The 22,853-nt window shown below is 65.8% G+C and carries 18 protein-coding genes; 15 read left to right on the forward strand and 3 right to left on the reverse strand.

Annotated elements, in window-relative coordinates:
- Positions 1-28 precede the first annotated feature (28 nt).
- Positions 29-1,144, forward strand: coding sequence for an anhydro-N-acetylmuramic acid kinase (locus tag NKI64_RS09140; RefSeq protein WP_023709179.1), 1,116 nt, complete (start codon positions 29-31; stop codon positions 1,142-1,144).
- Here NKI64_RS09140 and NKI64_RS09145 read toward each other — a convergent pair.
- A complete protein-coding gene (locus NKI64_RS09145) occupies positions 1,141-1,560 on the reverse strand; it encodes a GNAT family N-acetyltransferase (RefSeq protein WP_023692175.1) in 420 nt (139 codons plus the stop codon). The genes NKI64_RS09140 and NKI64_RS09145 overlap by 4 nt on opposite strands.
- A 60-nt stretch (positions 1,561-1,620) precedes the next feature.
- Positions 1,621-2,799 (reverse strand): MFS transporter, encoded by a 1,179-nt coding sequence (locus tag NKI64_RS09150; RefSeq protein ID WP_023701530.1) that lies wholly within the window; start codon positions 2,797-2,799, stop codon positions 1,621-1,623.
- A gap of 48 nt (positions 2,800-2,847) precedes the next feature.
- Between NKI64_RS09150 and NKI64_RS09155 the strand changes: the two genes are divergently transcribed.
- From NKI64_RS09155 to NKI64_RS09180, 6 genes are all read left to right on the forward strand, one after another.
- The gene (locus NKI64_RS09155; protein ID WP_023724276.1) at positions 2,848-3,387 is read left to right on the forward strand and encodes an Lrp/AsnC family transcriptional regulator; all 540 of its coding nucleotides are present in this window, start codon (positions 2,848-2,850) and stop codon (positions 3,385-3,387) included.
- A gap of 98 nt (positions 3,388-3,485) precedes the next feature.
- Positions 3,486-4,889 (forward strand): SWIM zinc finger family protein, encoded by a 1,404-nt coding sequence (locus NKI64_RS09160; RefSeq protein WP_023684463.1) that lies wholly within the window; start codon positions 3,486-3,488, stop codon positions 4,887-4,889.
- Entirely contained in the window at positions 4,886-6,319 is a 1,434-nt protein-coding gene (locus NKI64_RS09165) for a DUF5691 domain-containing protein (protein WP_352667649.1), read from the forward strand. Before NKI64_RS09160 ends, NKI64_RS09165 begins: the two co-directional genes overlap by 4 nt.
- Positions 6,320-6,338: 19 nt before the next feature.
- Positions 6,339-7,418, forward strand: coding sequence for an ATP-binding protein (locus NKI64_RS09170; protein ID WP_352667652.1), 1,080 nt, complete (start codon positions 6,339-6,341; stop codon positions 7,416-7,418).
- Positions 7,419-7,422: 4 nt separating this feature from the next.
- Positions 7,423-9,675, forward strand: coding sequence for a DUF5682 family protein (locus tag NKI64_RS09175; protein ID WP_023732191.1), 2,253 nt, complete (start codon positions 7,423-7,425; stop codon positions 9,673-9,675).
- A gap of 2 nt (positions 9,676-9,677) precedes the next feature.
- On the forward strand, positions 9,678-10,913 hold the full coding sequence (locus NKI64_RS09180) for a VWA domain-containing protein (RefSeq protein ID WP_023687036.1): 1,236 nt from the start codon (positions 9,678-9,680) through the stop codon (positions 10,911-10,913).
- On the opposite strand, the gene tssH is transcribed toward NKI64_RS09180, so the two are convergent.
- Positions 10,914-13,688 carry a type VI secretion system ATPase TssH gene (gene tssH / locus NKI64_RS09185; protein ID WP_352667656.1) on the reverse strand — a complete coding sequence of 925 codons (2,775 nt, stop codon included), beginning with the start codon at positions 13,686-13,688 and terminating at the stop codon, positions 10,914-10,916.
- A gap of 325 nt (positions 13,689-14,013) precedes the next feature.
- Here tssH and tssA point away from each other — a divergent pair, with 325 nt between their 5' ends.
- The 8 genes from tssA to tagH are packed head-to-tail and all read left to right on the forward strand — an operon-like array spanning position 14,014 to position 22,851.
- Entirely contained in the window at positions 14,014-15,192 is a 1,179-nt protein-coding gene (gene tssA / locus NKI64_RS09190) for a type VI secretion system protein TssA (RefSeq protein ID WP_023687034.1), read from the forward strand.
- Between the two features lie 6 nt (positions 15,193-15,198).
- Entirely contained in the window at positions 15,199-15,735 is a 537-nt protein-coding gene (gene tssB / locus NKI64_RS09195; RefSeq protein ID WP_023673718.1) for a type VI secretion system contractile sheath small subunit, read from the forward strand.
- Between the two features lie 3 nt (positions 15,736-15,738).
- Positions 15,739-17,244: a type VI secretion system contractile sheath large subunit gene (gene tssC, locus NKI64_RS09200; protein WP_023682611.1), complete on the forward strand. Its 1,506-nt coding sequence runs from the start codon at positions 15,739-15,741 to the stop codon at positions 17,242-17,244.
- 52 nt (positions 17,245-17,296) lie between these two features.
- Positions 17,297-17,746 carry an Hcp family type VI secretion system effector gene (locus NKI64_RS09205; RefSeq protein WP_352667966.1) on the forward strand — a complete coding sequence of 150 codons (450 nt, stop codon included), beginning with the start codon at positions 17,297-17,299 and terminating at the stop codon, positions 17,744-17,746.
- Positions 17,733-18,488, forward strand: a complete 756-nt coding sequence (tssE, locus tag NKI64_RS09210; protein WP_023804372.1) for a type VI secretion system baseplate subunit TssE — start codon at positions 17,733-17,735, stop codon at positions 18,486-18,488. Before NKI64_RS09205 ends, tssE begins: the two co-directional genes overlap by 14 nt.
- 3 nt (positions 18,489-18,491) lie before the next feature.
- On the forward strand, positions 18,492-20,366 hold the full coding sequence (gene tssF / locus NKI64_RS09215) for a type VI secretion system baseplate subunit TssF (protein WP_352667659.1): 1,875 nt from the start codon (positions 18,492-18,494) through the stop codon (positions 20,364-20,366).
- The gene (gene tssG / locus NKI64_RS09220) at positions 20,330-21,373 is read left to right on the forward strand and encodes a type VI secretion system baseplate subunit TssG (protein WP_031194673.1); all 1,044 of its coding nucleotides are present in this window, start codon (positions 20,330-20,332) and stop codon (positions 21,371-21,373) included. Before tssF ends, tssG begins: the two co-directional genes overlap by 37 nt.
- On the forward strand, positions 21,370-22,851 hold the full coding sequence (gene tagH, locus NKI64_RS09225) for a type VI secretion system-associated FHA domain protein TagH (protein WP_352667663.1): 1,482 nt from the start codon (positions 21,370-21,372) through the stop codon (positions 22,849-22,851). Before tssG ends, tagH begins: the two co-directional genes overlap by 4 nt.
- The last annotated feature ends 2 nt before the right edge of the window (positions 22,852-22,853 follow it).

Raw genomic sequence — 22,853 nt, forward strand, 5'->3', positions numbered from 1 at the left:
CGCAAACGGTGTCGCAAGGGAGTCGACCGTGGAACCAATCTGGGCCGTCGGCCTGATGACCGGCACCGTGCTTGACGGCAATATCGACGTGGCGCTGATCAAGACCGATGGCGAGCGGATCGCCGATTTCGGCACCTATACGCTGGCCCCCTACCCCGCAGCGATCCGTGCCTTGCTGGAGGAGACGCTGCGTCAGGCCCGGGTGTGGAATTTCGACGGGCCCGAGCCGGCGATCTTTGCCGAAGCCGAGGAGGCGCTGACGCGGGCGCAGTCGGCGGCGGTGAAGGACCTTGTCGAAAGCTACGGCCTAACCATAGGCGATATCGGCGTGGTCGGTTTTCACGGCCAAACCGTGCTGCATCGTGCCCCGCAACCCGGGCGGCGCGGCGATACGCGCCAGTTGGGCGATGGCGCGCTGATGCATTCCATTTTGGGCGCCAAGGTCGCCTATGATTTCCGCTCGGACGATGTGCGCGCTGGCGGCCAGGGCGCACCACTGGCGGCTGCCTACCACGCGGCGCTTTTGAGGGAAGCCGACGCCAGCGGGGACACCGCTGTGCTCAATCTCGGCGGTGTCGGCAACGTCACTTGGTGGGACGGCAAGGACAACATCGTCGCCTTCGACACTGGCCCGGCCAACGCGCCGCTCAACGATTTCATCAAGGCAAACGGCCTCGGCGAGATGGACCGCGACGGCGCACTGGGCGCGGCCGGCACCGTCGATGAAGTGCGGCTGGCCAAATTGCTCCAGCATCCGTATCTGACCAAGCCCTATCCGAAATCGCTCGACCGTTTCGACTTCGGCGCCGCCATGGCCGACGGCCTCAGCGCAGAGGATGGGGCGGCGACGCTGACGGCCTTCACCGTCTCGGCCGTCGGCAAGGCGCTCGATTTGTTGCCGCGCCGGCCGAAGCGCCTAGCGGTCAGTGGCGGCGGCCGCCGCAACCCGACGATGATGGCGATGCTGGCGAGGCGCGCCAACGTCGAGGTGGTGCAGGCCGAGACACTGGGCTGGAAAGGCGATGCGGTGGAGGCCGAATGCTTTGCCTTCCTTGCCGTGCGCGTGCTGCGCGGCCTGCCGATCAGCTTTCCCAGCACCACCGGCGTGCCGCGGCCGATGCAAGGCGGGCGGCTGGCAGGTTAGAGCTTCTTCTGCAGGAAGATGCGGCTGCGGCCGATGGGAAAGTCAGGCAGCTCGCCGAAACGCCGGTAGCCTTGCCGCTCATAGACTTTGGCCGCTGTCGGATTGAACGTGTCGATCCAGGCGGTCTGGCAGCCCCGGGCGACTGCTTCGCGCTCGGCAGCGTCCAGCATGTCGCCGGCCATATGCTGGCCGCGCAGGCGTTCGTCGACCCACAGCCATTGCACATAGAGCCAGCCCCAGGCGGTGTATCCCGAAATGCCGGCGACGACAGCGCCGTGCTCGTCACGAACGAAGACCGCGATCGGCTTGCGGCCGGAGGGGCCGACATCGCCGTCATTGAACGCCGTCAGCCGCTCGGCCAGGAAGGCGAGGTCGTCTGACGAGGGGTCGGCAGTGGTTTCAAGCGTCGTCTTCATCCGGGCGGGGCTCGCATGGCAAGCCAAGCTCTAGCGAAGGACGGGATGAGGACGCAAGCTTTACGGCTTGATGGGCGGCGGCGACCGCCATGACCCCGCTGCTGCCGCAACCAGCATCAGCACGGCGGCAACGATCGCGCAGATGGCAAAGCCGAATGTCGAATAAAGCGGCCCGAAGCTGGTGGTGCCGATGAAGACGGCGAGGTAGGTGACCGAGCTGTTCAGGCCCATGATGGTGCCGCGGCGCGACGGATCGAGCGCGGTAAGGCGCATCACCAGCACGTTCAGGCCGAAATGATTGGCAAGGCCCCAGATGGCGATCATAGCCAGGATCAGCACGAAATTGCTGCTTGCGAGCGCGATCGCGACATAGACGACGGCGACCAGCAGATAGGCGAAAGGCATGACGCGCCGTGCGCCGATGCGGTCGATGACGCCGTCGAGGAAGGCCGCGGCGCCGAAGCCGGCGCCATAGGCGAGCGCGGCCAGCGCATTGGCGCTGACGGGCTCGCCCAGATCCTGGTGCAGATGATCGCCGAGATAGCCGTAGACGCCGTAAAAAGCGGTCATGAAGGCGGTGCAGGCGATGAGCAGCGGCACGATCCCCGGAATGGCCAGCGCAACGAACGGCGACGGCGCCGGGCCGCCCTTCCTGACGTCGCTGAGCGAGGTCATCGACAAGGCAGCAAGCGCAATGGCGGAAAGCACCGCGACGGCGGCGAAGACGGCGCGCCAGTGCACGAGATCGGCAAGCACGGCCGACAGCGACACGCCGGCCACCATGGAGACCGTCCAGCCGGTCAGCACGACGCCGATCGTGCCGCTTTCACGGCCGGGCGGCGCAATTGCCGCTGCACTGGTATAGATGGCCGGCATGGCGACGCCCGCGGCGATGCCGGCGACGGCCTGGGCCGCGACCAGCATGATCACCGTCGGCGCCAGCGCGCTGGCGAGAAGGCCGACCGCCAGCAACAGCAGAGCGCCCTGCAGCATGCGGCGGGCGCCGACGCCGTCGATATAGCGGGCGAGGAACAACGCGCTGGCGGAAGTGCCGAGGCCGAAGGCGGCCGACGCGGCCATCACCGCCGGCACGCTGGTGCCGAAGGATGCGGCGACTGCCGGAGCAATTGGACCCAGGACCAGCGAGTTCGAGCCGATGACGGCGATGCAGCCGGTCAGGAGATAGGCCAGCGCCGGGATCGGCTGATGGAGCGTTGCAGCTTGATGCGCGTTCGTCATCGGGTCATAATGGCCGAACTGAATTCCGCGACAACAAGGAATTTCGATATGGACGAAGAAACAGATGGGGTTCTGCAGAACAAGGTAGCTCCCCGAGAGCTCGACGCAATCGACCGAAAAATATTAGGCGTGCTGGTCGAGGATGCGACGATCAGCTACGCCGAACTTGGCGAACGCGTCTGCCTGTCGCCGCCGGCGGCGCATGAGCGGGTCAAGCGCCTGCGGCGCAGCGGCGCCATCCGCGGCACGGCTGTGATCATCGACCCGAAGGCGGTGAAAAAGCCGCTGCTCACCTTCGTGCATATCGATACCAAGGGCTGGGGCAAGACGCCGGAGCTGATGGCCGTTTCGCAATATCCTGAGGTCGAGGAAATCCATTCGGTGGCCGGCGACACCTGCCTGCTGCTCAAGGTCCGCACCGAGGACACCAGGGCGCTCGAAGGCCTGCTGGCGCGTCTCTACGAAACGCCCGGCGTCACCTCGACGCGAAGCTATGTCGTGCTGTCGACCTATCTCGAGCGCCCGGTGCAGCCCGAGATCACGGCGCAATGGCCGACGCCCCGGCATATGGCCACGCCGTTGTACTGATCTGCGCTATCTTCGTCTTGCCGGGGCCACAACAATCCTTCACAAACGTCACCCTATATTGATGCCAGGCATTGATTTGGGGTGACGAGAGGCGCGGCTTGGAATTCGAACTGAAAACCATCGAGGCGCTGGCCCCCGATCAGGCGTCGCTAAGCGCCGCCTCGAAGCTCACCAAGCGCTCGAACTGGCCGCGGCTGGAGAAGAACGAGCAGCAGGCGCTGATCTGGGGCGAATGCCAGGGCTCGGGATCCAACCCGTATCGCACCGTCGTCGACACCGGCGACCACGGCTACAAATGCACCTGCCCGTCGCGAAAATTTCCCTGCAAGCACACGCTGGCGCTGATGTGGATCGCCGCCACGGCGCCGGCCAGCTTCACATCAGCCGAAACAACGCCGGAATGGGTCAATGACTGGCTTGGCCGGCGCAGGAAGAGTGCGCCCCCGCCGGTCGACGCAAAGTCTGGCAGGGGCGCGTCTGGCAAGAGCATTGGCGAGGCCTCGCAGGCAGAGGAAAGCACCGTCGATGACGCCGCCGCGACGGAGCGCCGCGAGACGGCGCAGCGCAAGCGGGCGGAAGATACGCGCACCGCGGTGGCAGGCGCGCTGGACGAACTCGACCAGTGGATTGCCGACCAGCTGCGGCTCGGCCTTTCCGCCTTTGCCGACGCCAGCAGCGAGCGCTGCCGCCGCATTGCCGCCAGGCTGGTCGACATGAAAGCAACGGCGCTTGCGGGACGCATCGACGAAATCCCGGCCCGGCTAATGGCGCTGCGCAGCGAGGAACGGCCGGACGCGGCGATCCGCGAACTCGGCAAGCTGGTTTTGCTGGCCAAGGCCTGGCGCTCGGCGCCAGACGATCCCGAATTGAAGCGGCTGGTGTCGGCATCCGAAACCCGCGACCAGGTGCTGGCCAATCCCGATGCAAGACAGGTCGACAGCCAGTGGGAAGTCATCGGCGAGAAGATCGAGACCCGCCGCGACGGCCTTGTCAGCCATTCTACCTGGCTGCTCGACCTGAAAAGCCCGACGCCGCAATTTGCGCTGCTACTCGATTTCTTTCCGGCCTCGGCCGGCCGCCGCTCTGCCGCGTTCACACCTGGCGACCGGTTCGATGCAAGGCTGGTGTTCTATCCGTCACGCCAACGGCTGCGGGCGCTGGTAGCGGAGCGCAAGGGCGATGTCGTGTCGGGCGCCTGGCCGGATTTCGGCCTCGGCATTGTCAAGGATCCGCTGGCGGCGCATGCGGCGCACCAGGACGCAGCACCCTGGTCGACCGATAGCCCGCTGATGCTGCCTGCCGGCGCGATCCTGCTCGATGAGCGCGGCACCGCCTGGTGGCAAGCGGCGCACGACCCGCAAGGGATCGCCCTGCCTGTCGCCGGAACCGTCGATCAAACCGTGCTCGGTCTCGACCTTTCGGCAACGGCAGCCCTGTGGAACGGCGCGCGGCTCGATCTGCTCGCCGCGCAAAGCGGCTTCGGGAGGCTCGATCTGTCATGAACGAGCTCGAGCAAACCGGCCTGGCGACGATGCGCGACTGCTGGATCACCGGCGGAACTGCGTTCGATCTGGCGCCAGCCGCGTGGAAGGAAATCGCCGGCGGCGCAAGCCCGGACGAACGGGAGCGGCTGTTGCTGGCCATCGCCGCGCAGGCGCTCGATGTGGGCTTAAGGCCAGCCGCGCCGAAGTCGCTGAAGCGGCGCCCGCCGCTGCCGAGGCTTGGCCTGCCGCTGCTGCCGGAGCGGTTGCGGCCGCTGTTGCGGGCTGCCTTGAAGAACACCGTCGATGCGCGGCGCAAGGCGCGCGTGGCGACGCTCGTCGCCGGCCGTGGCTACGTGCTGCATCCGATGGACTGGATGCCGTCGGCATCAGACCAGAACAGCCCTGACATCTATGCGCCGTGGATCGACTGGCAGGCCAGCGTCGAGGGGCTGAAGATTGCGCCGCAGGAGCAACTGACGGTGCAGAACTGGGATGACTTTTACCCCGCCGCGCGCCGTATCGCGTTGACCGAGATGCGCCGTCGCGATCCGGCCACGGCCCGCAGCCTGATGGAAGCGAAGGCGCCCGGCGAGCCGGCGGAAGTCCGGCTGGCACTGATCGAACTCATGCATTTCGGCCTGACGCCTGAGGACGCGCCGTTCCTGAAAAGCCTGGCCACTGACCGCTCCGGCAAGGTGCAGGAACTGGTGAGCCGGCTGCTGGCGAGGTTGGGCGAGCACGGTCGTGTTGGTGGCGGTGCCGACGATCCCGTTGCCGAACTTGCCGCCTTCATCGCAGAAGGCAAATCCGGCTTTATCCGCCGCCGCACCACCTACACGCCGGCAAAGCTCAAATCGCCGGCGCAGGAAAAGCGCCGCGCCGAACTGTTCGAGACCTGCAATCTGGTCGACCTTGCTTCCCGATTTGGGGTCAGCGAACCCGATTTCATTGCAGCCTGGCAGTTCGGTGCCGACAACAATGCGGACATCCAGATCTCACGAATGGTCGCAGCGTCGGGCAGCGACGCTGCAGTAACGCAGATGGCCGACACGCTGATCGCCGAGGGTGGCAAGCCGGCACTGTTCGTGCTGCACCTGACACCGCGCCTGGATAGCCGCAGGAAGCGTGTCCTGGTCAGACTGATCCTGAAAGATACGCCGCAGTATGTTAGCACGCTCACCCTTGCCGAGGGCTTCGAAGCCAACTGGCTGGATTGGCCCGACCTGACGAACGGCCAGAGCTTGGCGGTGTTGCGTTCGGCTGTCGCCGGCAATGATGACGCGATGAAGCGAACCGTCGACGACCTGTTGGAAACTTTGGGCTTTCTGGCCACTGCGGCGACAGCGGAAAAATTGATCGAGCATGTCGTTGCGGCCGGCATGCCGCCGGCGGCAGCCTCGCTCGCTTTCCTGCGCCTCAACGCGGCCCTGACGGGAACCAACCCATGACAATCCGGAGAACAGCACCATGAACGCAGCCATCCGCCTCCCTGTCGAGCAGGCCTATGCCGCTGAACTGCAGGCGCTGGCGCGCAATGACGAACGCCAGAAGCCGGCCGGATGGAGCCTGTCGCCAAAGGCCGTGCTGACCTATCTGCTCGGCGGCAAGGCAAGCGACGGCACCGTGATATCGCCGAAATATGTTGGCCGCCGCCAGCTGATGGAAACCGCGGTGGCGACACTCGCTACCGACCGCGCGCTGCTGTTGCTCGGCGTTCCCGGCACCGCCAAGTCCTGGGTGTCGGAACATCTCGCCGCCGCCATCATGGGCAACTCGACGCTGATCGTGCAGTGCACGGCCGGCACCGACGAGAACCAGATCCGCTACGGCTGGAACTATGCGCAGCTTTTGGCCAAAGGGCCGAGCCAGGAGGCGCTGGTGCCGACGCCGCTCTACCGCGCCATGGAGAGCGGCAAGCTATGCCGCCTGGAAGAGTTGACGCGCATGGGCTCCGATGTACAGGATACGCTGATCACCGTGCTGTCGGAAAAGATGATGCCGATCCCGGAACTCAACACGTCGCTCTATGCCCAGCGCGGCTTCAACATCATCGCCACCGCAAACAACCGCGACAAGGGCGTCAACGAGCTGTCCTCGGCGCTGAAACGCCGCTTCAGTGTGGTGGTGCTGCCGCTGCCCGAGGACATGGCGGAAGAGGTGGCGATCGTCTCCAAGCGGGTCGACGAGATGGCCGGCGGGCTCGACCTGCCGGTGCCGAAAAATGTCGGCGAGGAGATCGCTCGCGTGTTGACCATTTTCCGCGAGCTGCGCTCGGGCGCAACCGCCGACGGCAAGGTGACGCTGAAGACGCCTTCGGGTTCGCTCTCGACCGCCGAGGCGATCGCCACCATGGTCGGCGGCCTCAGCCAGGCGGCGTGGTTCGACAGCGGCAAGCTCGGCGCCGAAGGCCTCGCCGCCAGCCTTGTCGGCGCCATCGTCAAGGACCCGGTGCAGGACAAGGTGGTGCTGGAGGAATATCTCGAAACGGTGCTCAAGAAGCGGCCGGACTATGCCGGCTATTACGCGGCGCTGAACGCAGCGATCTGAGGTCATGAGCGACGTCGCCTATTTCGGCATCCGCCATCACGGGCCGGGCTCCGCCGACAGCCTGGTGCAGGCGCTGCGGGACTTGCAGCCGGTCGCGGTGCTGATCGAAGGGCCGAGCGACGCGTCCGCCCTGCTGCCATTGCTGGCGCGCCCGCAGATGCAGCCGCCGGTGGCGCTGCTCTGCTACCCCGAGGACGATCCGGCCGCGACAAGTTTCTGGCCGTTCGCCGAGTTCTCGCCGGAATACCAGGCGGCGGTGTGGGCGGTGGCGAACAAGGCGGCATTGCGGTTCATCGACCTGCCGTCATCGGCACGGTTCGCGGCACCGGCAACCGACGACCCCGACAAAACGGCTGACGCCGACAAGCCCGAACCCAAGGACGAAACCGGTGAGGATGGCGAGCCCGCATCGCATCGCGACCCGATCGGCACGCTGGCTGCGGCCGCCGGCTATGAAGATGGCGAAAGCTGGTGGGCCGACATTATCGAGCAGAATCCGCAGCCGGGTCCAATCTTCGCTGCCATCACCGATGCGATGACGACGCTGCGCGACGGCGAAGGTGCGATCGCGCCGTTCGAGGCCAAGCGTGAAGCGCATATGCGATTGGAAATCGCCGCCGCGCGCAAGGAATTCGCCGGACCGATCGCCGTCGTCTGCGGCGCATGGCATGTGCCGGCCCTGCAGGCCGCGCACACGCAGAAGAACGACCAGGCGCTGATCAAGGGAATTGCCCGGCGCAAAAGCATCATGACATGGGCGCCATGGACCGGGCCGCGTCTTGCGCTGGGCTATGGTTATGGCGCTGGCGTCGTCGCGCCCGGCTGGTGCAAGCATCTGTGGCGCACACGAGGGCGGCGCGACGCCGCGACGCTGTGGCTGGCGACGATCGCGGCGGTGCTGCGGGCGAAGGGCCATCTGGTGTCGACCGCGTCGCTGATCGAGGCCGAGCGGCTTGCGCGCACACTGGCTGCCATTCGCGAGCGGCCGAAGCCCGGCTTCGAGGAATTGCGCGATGCCGCGATCGCGGCGCTGTTCAACGGCGAAGCGGTGCTGTGGGCGCTGGTCGAGGCCGAGCTGCTTTTGGGCGCGGATGTCGGCGAGATTCCGCCCGACACGCCGCTGGCGCCGCTGATCGAGGACCTGCAGCGCAACCAGAAGGCGGCGCGGCTGAAGCCGGAGGCGCTGGAACGCGAGCTGTCGGTCGATCTGCGCAGCGAAAGCGGACTGTTTCGTTCGACATTGCTGCACCGGCTGAACGTGCTTGGCGTGCAATGGGGCAGGCTGGCCGACGCCGGCCGCAGCCGCGGCACCTTTCGCGAAAAATGGACGCTGGCCTGGGAGCCGGAATATGCCGTGCGCCTGGTCGAGAACCTGATCTACGGCCCGACTATCGAAAAGGCCGCCAATGGCCGCCTGATCCAGATGCTCGGTGCGGCCGCGAGCCTCGACACGCTTGCCGCCCTTGTCCAGAGCGCCATTACGGCGGATCTGTCGGAGGCCGCGAGCGCCGGCCTTGTAGCGTTGGAGGCGCGCGCAGCGCACAGCAGCGAATGCCTGGAGATGCTGGCCTCGGTGCCGCCGCTTGCCGACATCATCCGTTACGGCGAGGCGCGCAAGACCGAAACCAACCGGCTGTCCGGTTTGTTGGAACGGTTGATCGTCGAAGGCGCGATCGCGCTGCCCTATGCGGTGCGCGACCTGGACGAGCAGGCCGCCACCACGCTGGTCGGTGCTGTGCGCAAGGCCGACACGGCGATCCGGCTGGTCGAGCCCGGCGAAGGCGTGCTCGATGCATGGCGCAACGGCCTGACCGGCGTGCTGGAAGGTCCGGGCTCGACGGCGCTGCTCGCCGGCTGCGCCGCGCATCTGCTCTATGAAGCCGGCCAACTGTCGGCAGAGGACGCCGCCGGGCTGCTCGGACGCAGGCTGTCGCCGGGGACGCCGGTCGCCCAGGCAGCGGGGTTCTTCGAAGGTTTCTTCAGCACTGCCGGCCAGCGGCTGATCTACGACGAGGGCCTGCGCGGCGCCGTCGATGGGTGGCTGAAATCGCTCGACGAGGAAGCTTTCATCGCGCATCTGCCATTGCTGCGCCGCGTCTTCTCCAATCTGGACTCGATGGAGCGGCAGCGGTTGATCGAGGCCGTGCTCGGCCGCACCGCAAGGTTGCCGGCCGGCCTGACGCCGGCGCCGGATGGCGGCGAGGGCTGGCGCCGTCACCTGGAGCGGCTTGGGCCATTGCTGGCGGGCGGAGTGTGACAATGGATGACGAAGCCGAAGTGCCCGAACCCGGCCCAGCATCCTCCGATAGCGGGCGCGAGCGCCGCTGGCGGCTGGCGATCGGCGCCGATGACGAGGCTTCCTCCGCCCTTTCCAGTGATGACAAAAAACTGTCTTCGGCGCTCGATGCGCTTTACGGCGACGGCGCCAATGCCGATGCCGACCCGCGCAAGCGGCGCGGCGGGCTCGGCCGCTCGGCGCCACGCGTGGCGCAATGGATGGGCGATATCCGCTCCTTCTTTCCCGCCCAGGTGGTCCAGATCGTCCAGAAGGATGCCTTTGAGCGGCTGAACCTGAAGCAGATGCTGATGGAGCCGGAATTCCTCAAGGCGATCGAGGCCGACGTCAACCTCGTCGCCGACCTGATCTCGCTGCGTTCGGTGATGCCGGCCAAGACCAAGGACATCGCCCGCACCATCATCGCCGACATCGTTGCCAAGCTGATGCAGCGGCTGGAGCAGAAGACCGCCGAGGCGATCCGTGGCGCGCTCGACAAGTCGCGACGCACCAACCGGCCGCGCCAACGCGACATCGACTGGCCGCGCACCATCTCGGCCAATCTTCGCCACTACCAGCCTGAGCACAAAACCGTCGTGCCGGAAAAACTGGTCGGCTTCATGCGCAAGCAACGCCGGCTGGTCGATCTCGACGAAGTGGTGCTGTGCGTCGACCAGTCCGGCTCGATGGCGAGCTCGGTGATCTACGCCTCGATTTTCGCCGCGGTGATGGCGTCGCTGCCGGTCGTGCGCACCAAGCTGGTCTGTTTCGACACGGCCATCGTCGACCTGACCGAAGAGCTCAGCGACCCGGTCGAGGTGCTGTTTGGCGTGCAGCTCGGCGGCGGCACCGACATCAACCAGGCGGTCGCCTATTGCGCCGACCGCATCGAGCGGCCGACCAAATCCCACTTCGTGCTGATCACCGACCTCTATGAGGGCGGCAACGGCCAGGACTTGCTGCGGCGGCTTGCGGCGCTGGTCCGGTCCGGCGTCAATGTCATCGTGCTGCTGGCGCTGACCGATCAGGGCCGGCCGGGCTATGATCCGGCGATGTCGGCTTCGGTCGCGGCACTTGGCATACCGGTCTTCGCCTGCACGCCGGACCTGTTTCCCGACATGATGGCGGCGGCGTTGCGGCGCGAGGATATCGGCGCCTGGGCAGCCGGCGCCGACATCAAGCTGATCCGCGCCGAGACGGAGCCGAGCAGTCAGGCCTGACTATTCGAACGAATAGGCAAACCCGTCAGTGGAAGCGCTGACGGTCACCTTGGTCATCTTCTCGCCGTCGAGCGACCGGTTCAGCACGCCGCGGCTGAGTTCCGGCAACAGCGTGTTGGTGAGGATGGCGTCGATCATGCGGCCACCGGACTCGATTTCGGTGCAGCGCGCCCTGACCAGCGCCATGACGCCGTCGCCGATCACCAGTTCGGCGTCGTGGCTGGCGCGCAGCCGCCGCGCGATCTTGCCGAACTGATGGCGGGTGATGGCCTCGATCATCGAATCCGAGAGCGGATAGTAAGGGATGGTCACGACGCGGCCGAGGAAGGCCGCTGGAAACACCTTCAGCAGTGGAGCGCGCAGTGCAGCATCGAGGCCGTCGAGCCCTGCCCTCACCGTGCCGTTGCCGGTCCGCTCCATGATGACTTCGGAGCCGACATTGGACGTCAGCAGGATCAGCGTGTTCTTGAAGTCGATGCGCCTTCCCTCGCTGTCATCCATCATGCCCTTGTCGAAGACCTGGAAAAAGATCTCGTGGACGTCGGGATGCGCCTTCTCGACCTCGTCGAGCAGGATCACCGAATAGGGTTTTCGGCGCACGGCCTCGGTGAGAATGCCACCCTTGCCGTAGCCGACATAGCCGGGCGGTGCGCCCTTGAGCGTCGAGACGGTGTGCGCCTCCTGGAATTCGGACATGTTGATCGAGATCAGGTTCTGTTCGCCGCCATAGAGCGTCTCGGCCAACGCCAGGGCCGTCTCGGTCTTGCCGACTCCCGAGGGGCCGCAGAGCAGGAACACGCCGACCGGCTTTTCCGGCGCTCCGAGCCCGGCGCGGCTGGTCTGCACGCGCTTGGCAATCATCTCCATGGCGTGATCCTGGCCGACGACACGTTCGGACAGCGTGGTGGCCAGCTTGAGCGCCTTTTCGGTCTGGCTGGACAGCATCCGTCCCGTCGGGATGCCGGTCCAGTCCTGGACCACGGCAGCTACCGCATTGCGGTCGACCGACGGCAGGATCAGCGGCGTCTCGCCTTGCGCGGTGGCAAGCTCGGCCATGAGTTCACGCAGCCGCGCCAGATCGGCGGCAGGATCTGACGGCGCACCTTCGGCAGCCGGCGCTTCGGTCTCGGACGTTTCGGCCTTGGGCGTCTCGGCCTTGGGCACCTTGGTCTTTTCTTCGTCCGGCGCTGCCGGTTCGGCTTCGGCCTCAGCTGTCGCCACCGCATCGAGCGGGACGCCGTCGCCGCGCAGCCGCGCGCGCAGTTCGAGGATCTCGGCAACCAGCGCGTTTTCGCGCTCCCAGCGCTCCTCGGCGGCGGCGAGCATGGTCCCGGCCTCAGTGAGCCCGGCCTCGACCCGCGCCTGCCGGTCAGTTACTTCGATGCCGATCGCGGCCTCGCGGCCGATGATGCCGCTTTCGACTTCCAGCGCCTGGCGGCGCCGCAAAATGTCCTCGACCTCGGCCGGCGTCGCATGCTGCGAGATCGCCACCCTGGCGCAAGCGGTGTCGAGCAGGCTGACCGCCTTGTCGGGCAATTGCCGCGCCGGGATGTAACGATGCGACAGGCCGACCGCCGCCTCGATCGCCTCGTCCAGGATCTGCACTTCGTGATGCTGTTCGAGCACGCCGGCTACACCGCGCAGCATGAGCACAGCGACCGCTTCCGACGGCTCATCGATCTTGACCACCTGGAAACGGCGGGTCAGCGCCGGGTCCTTTTCGATGTGCTGCTTGTACTCGGCCCAGGTGGTTGCGGCGATGGTGCGCAATTCGCCGCGCGCCAGCGCCGGCTTCAAGAGATTGGCGGCATCGCCGGTTCCGGCGGCACCACCGGCGCCGATCAGCGTGTGCGCCTCGTCGATGAACAGGATGACCGGCGTCTCGGATGACTGAACTTCGTCGATCACCGCCTTCAGGCGCTTCTCGAACTCGCCCTTGACGCTGGCGCCGGCCTGCATCAGGCCGACGTCGAGCATACGCACGCTGATGCCCTGCAGGGGCGGCGGCACGTCGCCCTGGGCGATGCGCAGGGCAAACCCCTCGACCACCGCGGTCTTGCCGACACCGGCCTCGCCGGTCAGGATCGGGTTGTTCTGCCGGCGCCGCATCAGGATATCGATGATCTGCCGGATCTCCGGGTCTCGGCCGACGACCGGGTCGATCTTGCCGTCATGGGCGCGCTGGGTGAGGTCTGTGGCGTATTTGGCCAGCGCGGAGTCCCCGCCCGGAGCTCGCCGCGGCGCCTCCGCGGTGGGAGCCACTGCTGCCGTGGCGCCGGCTTCGAGCGAACCGTCCACCACCTCGGCAAAGCGGGCGATGACCCCGTCGGCGTCGATCTTGTCGAATTCGCCGCTGATCTTCGCCACCAGGCCTTCCAGCACCGGCGTCTTCAGGCAGGCGAGCACGACATGGGCGCTGCGGACCTCCTCCATGCCGAATTCCAGCGTCGCCAGGTTCCAGGCCTCCTGGATGGCGTGAAAGATGTGGTCGGAAAATTCCTCGATCGAGGTGGCGCCGTAGGGCAGCTTGTCGACGGCGCGGGTCATTTCGCTGGTAAGCCGGCTGGCATCGACGCCGGCATCGGCAATGATCATCTGCACATCCGAACGCTCGGACAGCACCAGTTGTTCTATGAAATGGACGAGTTCGACGTAAGGATTGCCGCGCAGCTTGGCGCTGTCGGCGGCGGCCTTGAAGGCGCGCAGGCAGACCGGATTGAGCTTGCCAACCAGTTCCTTGCGTTTGAACCCCTGCGACGACCGGCGCTGTTCCATCGAACGTGCTCCTGCAATCTGCCCCGTCGACAGCCTGCCACATAAGCAGCCGCTTGACAAAGCGCTTGATGCAGCCGGCCTTTTCCCTTTGTGGAGAGTCCCGCGCCGCCAAATGCAGACAACCACGATTTTTTCTAATCCTATGCGATGCGCTTCACATACGAGGTTGGCCAAGCACGCCATGAATTGCGCCATCCGAGACGCAGTTGCACCGACATTCATTAGCGCTCGTTAACTTTTGAGCGGATGGCGAATTGTGGGAATATGCAACCGTGTGCTAACGTTGGGTCACGTACGGTTTTAGAGCCGGTCGCCGGGGGTATCTGTGATCGATCTCGCACTCTGGCTTGCTCCGCTGGACGGTGAAAATCCGTCAGGCGAAGACTTGCGCAACGATCCGGCTTTTCATGAGCTGGAGCGGCTCACGGAGCCGCAGGTCAAGGTCGTCCATGACGGGCGCAACAAGCCAGCCGCGCAATCGACCATTCCGGTCGACTGGCCTGCCGTGCTCGGCAAGGCCGAGGAGTTGCGTTCGCATGGCCGCGACCTGCGCCTGCTCGTCATTGTCGCCCGGGCGCTGGCCAATGAAGAGGGATTGGCCGGACTGGCACAGGGCCTGACCCTGATTGCAAGGACCTTCGAGACGCATTGGGAGACGATGCACCCGGCGCTGCGGGCCAGCCCCCAACCACGCGAGGCCGCCTTGCGCCGCCTCAACGCGCTGGCCGACCTGCAGAACGGCCAGGAAGGCCTGCTGGCGAACCTCAGGCAGATGGTCTTCTTCGCGCCGCGTCCCATCGGGCCGATCAGCGGACGCGATCTCGAACAGGGTGCGCTCGACGATCGCGTCATGCTTCAGGAAGCGGCGTCGGGATTGAATGCCACGGAGAAGGCAGCACTGGTCAGCGCGCACGGACAGCTCCTGAACCGGGTGGGCAGCGGTTGTGCCGCCCATCAGGACCAGGCCGGTGAACAGATGACGGCGCTCATCGCCGGGGCGCACGCAGCGATCGAGGCGCTCGACGCGGTCGATGCGGCGCTGAATGCCCGCCTTGACAGCAACGGGGCCGCCGTCCCGGACCTGAAACGATTTTTGCAGCGCGTGCTGACGACGCTGGAACGCAATACGGCGGTCGAGACCACGGAAGAGGCAGCGACGAAGGGGGCGGCCAGCCCGGCTGCTCCCCCGGCAAGCCCGGCCGCGCCGGTCAGAAACGGTCATGGAGCCGAGACGATGGCAAGCTACGCGGAGACCGGTGCGGGGCTCCCGGACAGGATTTCCTCGCGCGACGATGTGGTGAAGTGCCTCGACCTTGTGGTCGCGTTCTACGACCGCACCGAGCCGTCGAGCCCGATCCCGCATCTCGCCCGCCGGGTGCGCAGGATGGTGCACATGGATTTCGTTGAACTGATGGAAGACCTCGCCCCGTCGGGGCTCAAGGAATTCCGGCTGCTCGCCGGCGTTCCCGACGCCAAGAAGACTGCCCAGAAGGATGAAAGGTAGCAACACATGCCAGCCGAAAGCAAAGCGAAGGTCATCGAGCGAAATCGCGCCCCGCGCGTGCAGATCGCCTACGATGTCGAAACCTACGGCAGCCCGACGACGATCGAACTGCCGTTCGTCATGGGCGTGATGGCCGACCTGTCGGGCGCATCGCAGACCAGGGAAGCGTCCAAGACGGTGCTCGACCGTTCCTTTGTCGAGACCGATGCCAACCGCTTCCCCAAATTCATGGAAGCGCTGGGACCCAGGGTCAAGGCGCGGGTGAAGAACACGCTGCCGCAGGCCGAGGGACAGGAGCGCGACGAAGAACTGGCGCTCGACCTGACCTTCACCAAGATGGGCGATTTCGCCCCCGACAAGATCGCCGAACAGGTCCCGCAACTGGCCGAAATCCTCAAGATGCGGCGCCAGCTCGAGGAGCTGCTCGGCTTCATGGACGGCCGCGTCGATGCCGAAAAGCGCATCGCCCAATTGCTGAACAACCAGCCGCTGCTTGGCCAGATCGCCGCCCAGGCGCTGTCCGACGACAAGGGTGAGGAATAGATCATGGCCGAACAGCAAAAGACCGCAGCATCCGTCGCCGAGGCCGAGGCCGTCGATCTCGGCGAATTCAGCCAGCTCTTGGAGAAGGACTTCAAGGTCAAGAAGGACGACAGCGAGAAGCTGCAGCAGCTGGTTCGCAACCTGGCTCTGGCGGCGCAGTCGCGCTCCGAGACGACGACGATTTCGTCCAACTCGATCAAGTCGATCAAGTCGTTGATCGCCGGCATCGACAAGATGCTGACGACCCAGGTCAACGAAATCCTGCACGCGCCGGAAGTGCGGCAGATGGAAGGCACCTGGCGCGGCCTCTGGTACCTCATCAACAACACCGAGACGGATCAGAAGCTGAAGATCCGGGTGATGAACATTTCCAAGGAGCAGCTGGCCGATACGCTCGAAGACTATGAAGGCCAGATGTGGGACCAGAGCCCGATCTTCAAGAAGGTCTACACCGACGAGTATTCGATGCTCGGCGGCGAACCGATCGGCTGCGTCATCGGCGCCTACGAGTTCTCCAACCACCCGCGCGACGTCGGCCTGTTGCGCAACATCTCCGGCATCTGCGCCTCGGCGCACACGCCATTCATCGCCGCCGCCTCGCCACGGCTGTTCCGCATGGACAGCTGGCAGGAACTGCCCAACCCGCAGGACCTGCAGCAGATCGTCTCCAACCCGGCCTACGCCTCGTGGCAATCGCTGCGCGAGAGCGAGGATGCGCGCTATATCGGGCTGACCATGCCGCGCGTGCTGGCGCGGCTGCCCTACGGCTCGGAGACCGTGCCGGTCAAGGGCTTCTCCTTCGAGGAGGAAGTGCAGGGCGATCACAACAAATATGTCTGGATGAACGCCGCCTTCCCGATGGGCGTCAACATCAACCGCAGCCACAAGCTCTATGGCTGGGGCACGCAGATCCGCGGCGTCGAGAATGGCGGCACTGTGCTTAACCTGCCGGTGCACTCCTTCCCGACCGATGACGGCTCGATCGCGATGAAATGCCCGACGGAAGTCGCCATCGACGACCGGCGCGAGGCGGAACTGGCCAAGCTCGGGCTGATGCCGATCCTGCACCGCAAGAACACCGATCTCGCGGCCTTTATCGGCGCCCATTCGCTGCAGGATGACGAGACGCGGGCGGGCCGCCTGGTCGACCCCGACGCCCAGTCCAACGAGCGGCTCTCCGCCAACCTGCCCTATCTGTTCCCGGTCTCGCGCTTCGCCCACTACCTCAAGGCGATTGCGCGCGACAAGGTCGGCTCGTTCAAGGAACGTACCGACATGCAGATCTGGTTGACCGAATGGATCAACCGGTACGTGCTGGCCAACCCGGCCTTCGCCGACGACAAGGCGCGCGCCAAGCGTCCGCTTGCCGCCGCCGAGGTGCAGGTCGACAGCGTGGAGGGCCGGCCGGGCTACTACAACGCCCGCTTCTATCTGCGCCCGCACTACCAGCTGGAGGGCATCAACGCCTCGCTTAGGCTGGTGTCGGAATTGCCGTCCGTGAAGACCTGATTGCAGCAACCAAACCTTTGTTTGAAAGCGGTGGAGAACGAAAATGCCCACAATGAAGATCGACGGTTTTCTGAAAGTTCCGGATATCAAGGGGCCCAGCACACGCGACGGCCATGACGACGAGATCGAAATCCATGGCGTCGATTACAAGATGGTCGCGCCCTACGACCCCAATTCCCTCTCGCGCCGAGGCCGCGTGTCGATGGGCATGATCAAGTTCACCAAGCACTATGACAAGGCCTCACCCTATCTGGCCAAGGCCCTGTTCGAAAACAAGGCGCTGGACGAGGTCAAATTCTCCGCGCGGCGGACCATCGACGGCGAGAGCAAGGACTATCTGGTCGTTACCCTGACCGACGCCTCGATCATGGAATACGACATGTCGCAGGCCAATGATGAAGCCGACCTGATCCAGGAGGAAGTCTCCTTCGCCTACAAGAAGATCAAGTTCGTCTATGACGACAATGACGAAGCCGAAATGGATGTCTATGTCGGCAAGTGACGGGCGAGCAAAGCGCCCTGCCGCCGACAAGGTACAGGCGGGCGGTTCACGGGCCAAGCGCGAGGCGGTACAGCCTTCGCTGTGGGACCGCCTCGTCAACGACCTGCCGGGCCTGAGCTCGGAGATAGACGGGCTCAGGCAGGCTCTGCAGGAGGAGCTTGGCGCAGAGCGCCTGGACGAGCTGCTGGCAGACGGACCGAGGCGCATCGACGCCGATGACGCATTGAACCCCGATCAGAAGCGCCGGCTGCACCGGCTGGCGTTTCAGAACCGGCACCGTGGCGAGCTTGAAAGCCGAGGCATCGTGGTGTCGCCCGATGTGCTGCGCGAGGCCGTGCGGCGCGACATCGAGGCGCTGTTCAACACCGAGCGTTTCGAATCCGCGCCGCTGCTATCCGATCTCGAGGCCGAGCAGATGACCGACCGTCCGACATCGCTGGCCGACTTTCCGGAGGTGCGCCGCAGCGTTGTCAATTATGGCGTGCCGTCCTTCTCCGGCCGGTCGTCGCGCGACTTCGATCGCGATGTTCTGGCACGCGAGATCCGCGCCGTGCTCGCCGCATTCGAGCCGCGGCTGAAGGAGAGCGCGACGAAAGTCACGGTCAACCTCGGCGACAAGACCGGCCTGAAGATCGAGATCGACGCCGTGCTGATCATGACGCCGACGCCCGAGCGCATGCGCCTGCGCACGACGATCAATCTCGACAACGGACTGGCGCGCACCGAGTTCAGGGAAGCCTGAGAGATGGACCGGGTCTTCGTAGAATATTACGAGGAGGAACTGTCCCACATACGCGGGCTGGCGGCGGAGTTCGCCGACATGCATCCGGCGGTTGCCCGCAATTTGTCGCTGGATACGGTGCCGTGTCCCGACCCCTATGTGGAGCGGCTGCTCGACGGCGTCGCCTTCCTCGCCGCGCGCACGCGCCTGAAGGTGGATGCCGAGCGCTCGCGGTTTTCGCGCAGCATCCTCGACGTGCTTTATCCCGATCTCGTCACGCCGGCGCCGGCAACCGCCATGGTGGTGCTGAAGCCCGGCCAGCAGGTGCAGACAATGCTTGCCGGCCACGTCGTCAAGCGCGGCACGCGGCTGGTCTCCAGCCTGCAGGCCGGCCTGTCGACACGCTGCACCTTCACCACCGCGCAGGACATGACGCTGTTTCCGATCGCGATCAGTTCGGTCGCCTATTTCCAGGACCGCAGCGCGCTTGCCGCCGCCGGCATCGGCCCGATCGCCGGCAAGGCCGGCGAAGCGGCACTTCGCATCACGCTGGCGCGGACCGGCAAAGGCAAGCTCGACGAACTGGCGCTCGACCGGCTCGACTTCTATTTCGCCAACCGCACCAAGGCGCCGCTGATCTTCGACGCCATCTTCGGAGTCTGCTCTGGTGTCGGCGCTCGACCGGAAGGCAAGACCAATCCATTGTCGCCGCTACCGCCGCCGGAGATGGTCGGCATTGCCGATGCCGAGGCGCTGATGCCGCGCACGCGGCCGACCTTCGAAGGCTACCGCCTGCTGCGCGAATATTTCATGATGCCCGAGCGCTTCCATTATGGGCGCGTCACCGGCTTGCTGCCGGTCGTGCGCAAATGCCAGGCCGGGCTCGAAATCATCTTCCTGTTCCGGCGTCCGGTGCCCGAACTCGCCGATCTGACGCCGGCGGATTTCGATCTCTTCGCCACCCCGATCATCAATCTCTTCGAGCGCGAGTGCAACATCGTCGAGCTCGACCAGCGCAAGACGCGCCAGGTGCTGCATGCCGACCGCACGCGGGCGCGCGACTTTGAAATCTACCGCGTCATCCGCGTCGAAGACGCCGATGCCGAGGGACCCGACGCGGAGATACCGGAACTCTTCAGCCTTGGGCAAAATCGCGGCAGCGGCTGGGTCTATTCGACGGAGCGGCGGCCGCGCCGGCCGACCGAGGACGAGCGGCGCCAGGGCGTGACGCGGACCTCCTATGCCGGGGACGACGTCTTCCTGGCGGTTTCGCGCCCAGTCAACAGTCAGGCCAACCGGCCGCTCAAGCGCGTCGACGTCGTGGCACTGTGCACAAACCGCGATCTTGCCATCCTCGACGACACGCCAACGCTGACGCTGGAAGCGGGCGACCCGGTGGAATCGGTCAGGCTGCTCGGCGCGCTGCGTTCGCCGCAGCCGGCCATCCCGGCAGCGCTGCCGACCGGCGCCGACAGCGAGTCGCGCGCCGACGACCTGGCCTGGCGGCTGGTCTCGCAGCTGGCGCTGAACTTCCTCAGCCTGGCCAAGGAAGGCCGCGGCGTCGATCCGCTGCATGCGCTGCTCGATCTCTATGCCGAACGCGGCGATCCCGGGCTTGCCCGCAATGTACGCTCGATCGTGCGCATCGATTCGCGCGCGGTGATCGAAAGGCTGGCGATCGAAGGACCAATGTGTTTTGGGCGCGGCACGGAGGTGACGCTGCATGTCGACCAGTCGGTGCTGGCGGGACAGAGCACTCTGCTGCTGTCGGGCCTGCTGTCGCGGCTGTTTGCCCGCCATGCCGGCATTAACGGGTTCGTGCGCACGCGCACGCGGTTGCTCCAGAAACAGGAGGATGTGCCATGGCCGATGACGCCCGGCAATCGCTACCTGATCTAGAGCGAGCCGCAACCCTGTCCGAGAGTTTCGACTTTTTCGAACTGCTGCGCCGGCTGGAGCGGCAAGGCGGCCTGTTCGGCCATTCCGGCCGGCCGGACCGCGAGCCGGCAAGGCTCGGCCAGAATGTGCGGCTGTCCTTCGCAGTGCAGGACGTGGTGGATTTCCACGAACCGACGGACAAGTCGCCGGCGCGGGTGACGGTCAACAATCTCGGCCTGCTCGGGCCTGAAGGGCCGATGCCGCTGCATCTGACGCGCTGGGTGCTCGATCGGCTTTCGCAGCGCTGGTATGCAGGCGCCGAGGCGCGGCAAACGAGCGACACGACCTTCGTCGATTTCGTCAACATCCTGCAGCACCGGATGATCGCGCTTTATTATCGCGCCTGGGCGGATGCGCATCCGGCCGTGCAGGTCGAACGCGGTGTCGGCGGCCGCGTCCGTTCGATGCTGGAAGCGATGGCCGGCATCGGGCTGCCGGGCACCCAGGACGCCGAACTCGATGCGGTAAAGCTTCGCCAGGCCGCCTCGCTCGCCAGCCAGGTCGAGGGTCCCGAACGGCTGACGCTGTTCATTGCCGAAGCCTTCAAGGTTCCGGTGGTGCTGAAGGAATTCGTCGGCGCCTGGATGACCATTCCCAAGGCGCTGCAGAGCCGGCTGGCCGGCAGCTATGCCACACTCGGCCGCAGCGCCACCATCGGCCCGCGCAGCTTCAGCCGGCAAAGCCGAATCGAACTGCGCATCGGTGCGCTCAGCTATATCGACTACAAGGCGTTCCTGCCCGGCGGCGAGCGGCTGAAGTTGTTGAAGCAGGCGGTGCGCGACCTGATCGGCGAGACCATCGATGTCGATCTCAGGATCGTGCTTGCGGCAAAGGCAGTGCCGCCGGCAAAGCTCGGCACCGTCCAGCTTGCCCGCACCACCTGGCTGGCGCGCAACCCTGCGCGAGGCGATGCCGAAGACATGCGGCTGCGCACCATCGTCGGCTGGCGCGAAGAGGTGGCGGCATGAGCCTGCTGCTGACGCTCGAACAGGGACCCCGCGCGCAAGTCACGCGGCAGGCGCGGCTGGACGAGGGTGAGCTGGTGATCGGCCGCAGCGCCGACGCCGACTGGCAGATCAACGATCCCGACATGTTCGTCTCGCGCGCCCACTGCAAGATCACCAGCAAGCAGGGCGGCTATTTCGTCACCGATACTTCCAGCAGCGGGCTGTTCATCGACGATGCCAGCAGCCCACTCGGCGCGGGAAATACCGAGCGCCTGCAAAGCGGCATGCGGCTGCGGTTGGGCGACTATGTGGTGTGCGTCGATTTGCAGACGGCGAAGACCGAGGCGCCGGCCTTGAGGCCTTCGATGCCCGCCAGCAAGCCGGTGGCGTCGCGGGCGCCGGTCAGTCTCGGTGGCGACGATTTCTTTTCGTCCACGACCCAAGAAGAGCCGGGACGGCCACGCCCTGCCAACCTGCCCGATCCATTCGAAAAGCCGGTGCCCGGCGCATTCGCGCGTGCGCGGTCCGATGAACGCAGCTCGCAGGCGTTCGACGATCCGTTCAGCCTCGACCCTGTGGCAACGCCGGTGGCCGAGACCGCCCCCGACAAGGGTGTTGGCAAGCCGCTGTTCGACGATCCCTTCGGCCTCGATTCCGCACCGCTGTCGAGAGAGCCGAGCAGATCCAGTTCCGAGCAGCCGCCGGCCTACGATGACGGGTTTGGTTTTGGCCCGGCCGAGTCCACCAGTCTCGACGCAGGCGCGACGGATGGCGGCGCAGTGGATGCGCCCTCGCCTGCCCCGGCGCCCTGGGATCTGCCGGTCCGCGCGGCCGAGGCATCGCCACAGCGGCCACCGCCAACCCCGCCTCCACCGCCACCACGTGCTCCTGTCCGGCAAGCTGCTGCGCGGCCGTCGACCGGACAGGCGGACGCGGAATTGCGCGCCGCTTTCCTGCGCGGCATGGGCATGGACGAGTCCGATTTTCCCGGCAGCGATCCGGTGGCCGACATGGAGAAGTTCGGCCGCGAATACCGGCTGATGATGGAAGGGTTGATGCAACTTTTGCGCAAGCGCGCCGAAGAGAAGGGCAACGCCCGCGTCGCCCAGACCGTGGTTGGCGCGTCCGAGGTCAACCCGCTCAAATTCCTGCCTTCGGTCGACGATGCTCTGGTGACCATGCTGGCCGAGCGCAGCCCCGGTTTCCTCGGCGCCGAAGCGGCGATCAAGGACGCGGTGCGCGATCTGGCGCAGCACCACGTTCGTGCCTGGCGCGGCGTGCAAGGCGCGCTCAAGCGCATGATCGACCGCTTCGATCCGGCGGCGATCGAGCAGGAACTGAAGTCGAGTTCGGCGATCGGCAATCTGCTGACCGGCGGGCGCGGCGCCAAGCTCTGGGAATTGTACCAGAAACGCCACCGTGAAATCGCTCACAGCGCCGAGACGCGTTTTCTGGGCGAGATCGGCGCTGATTTTCGTGATGCATATGAGGAGGACTGAGA

Source organism: Mesorhizobium sp. M0478, assembly GCF_040321305.1.
Taxonomy (GTDB): domain Bacteria; phylum Pseudomonadota; class Alphaproteobacteria; order Rhizobiales; family Rhizobiaceae; genus Mesorhizobium.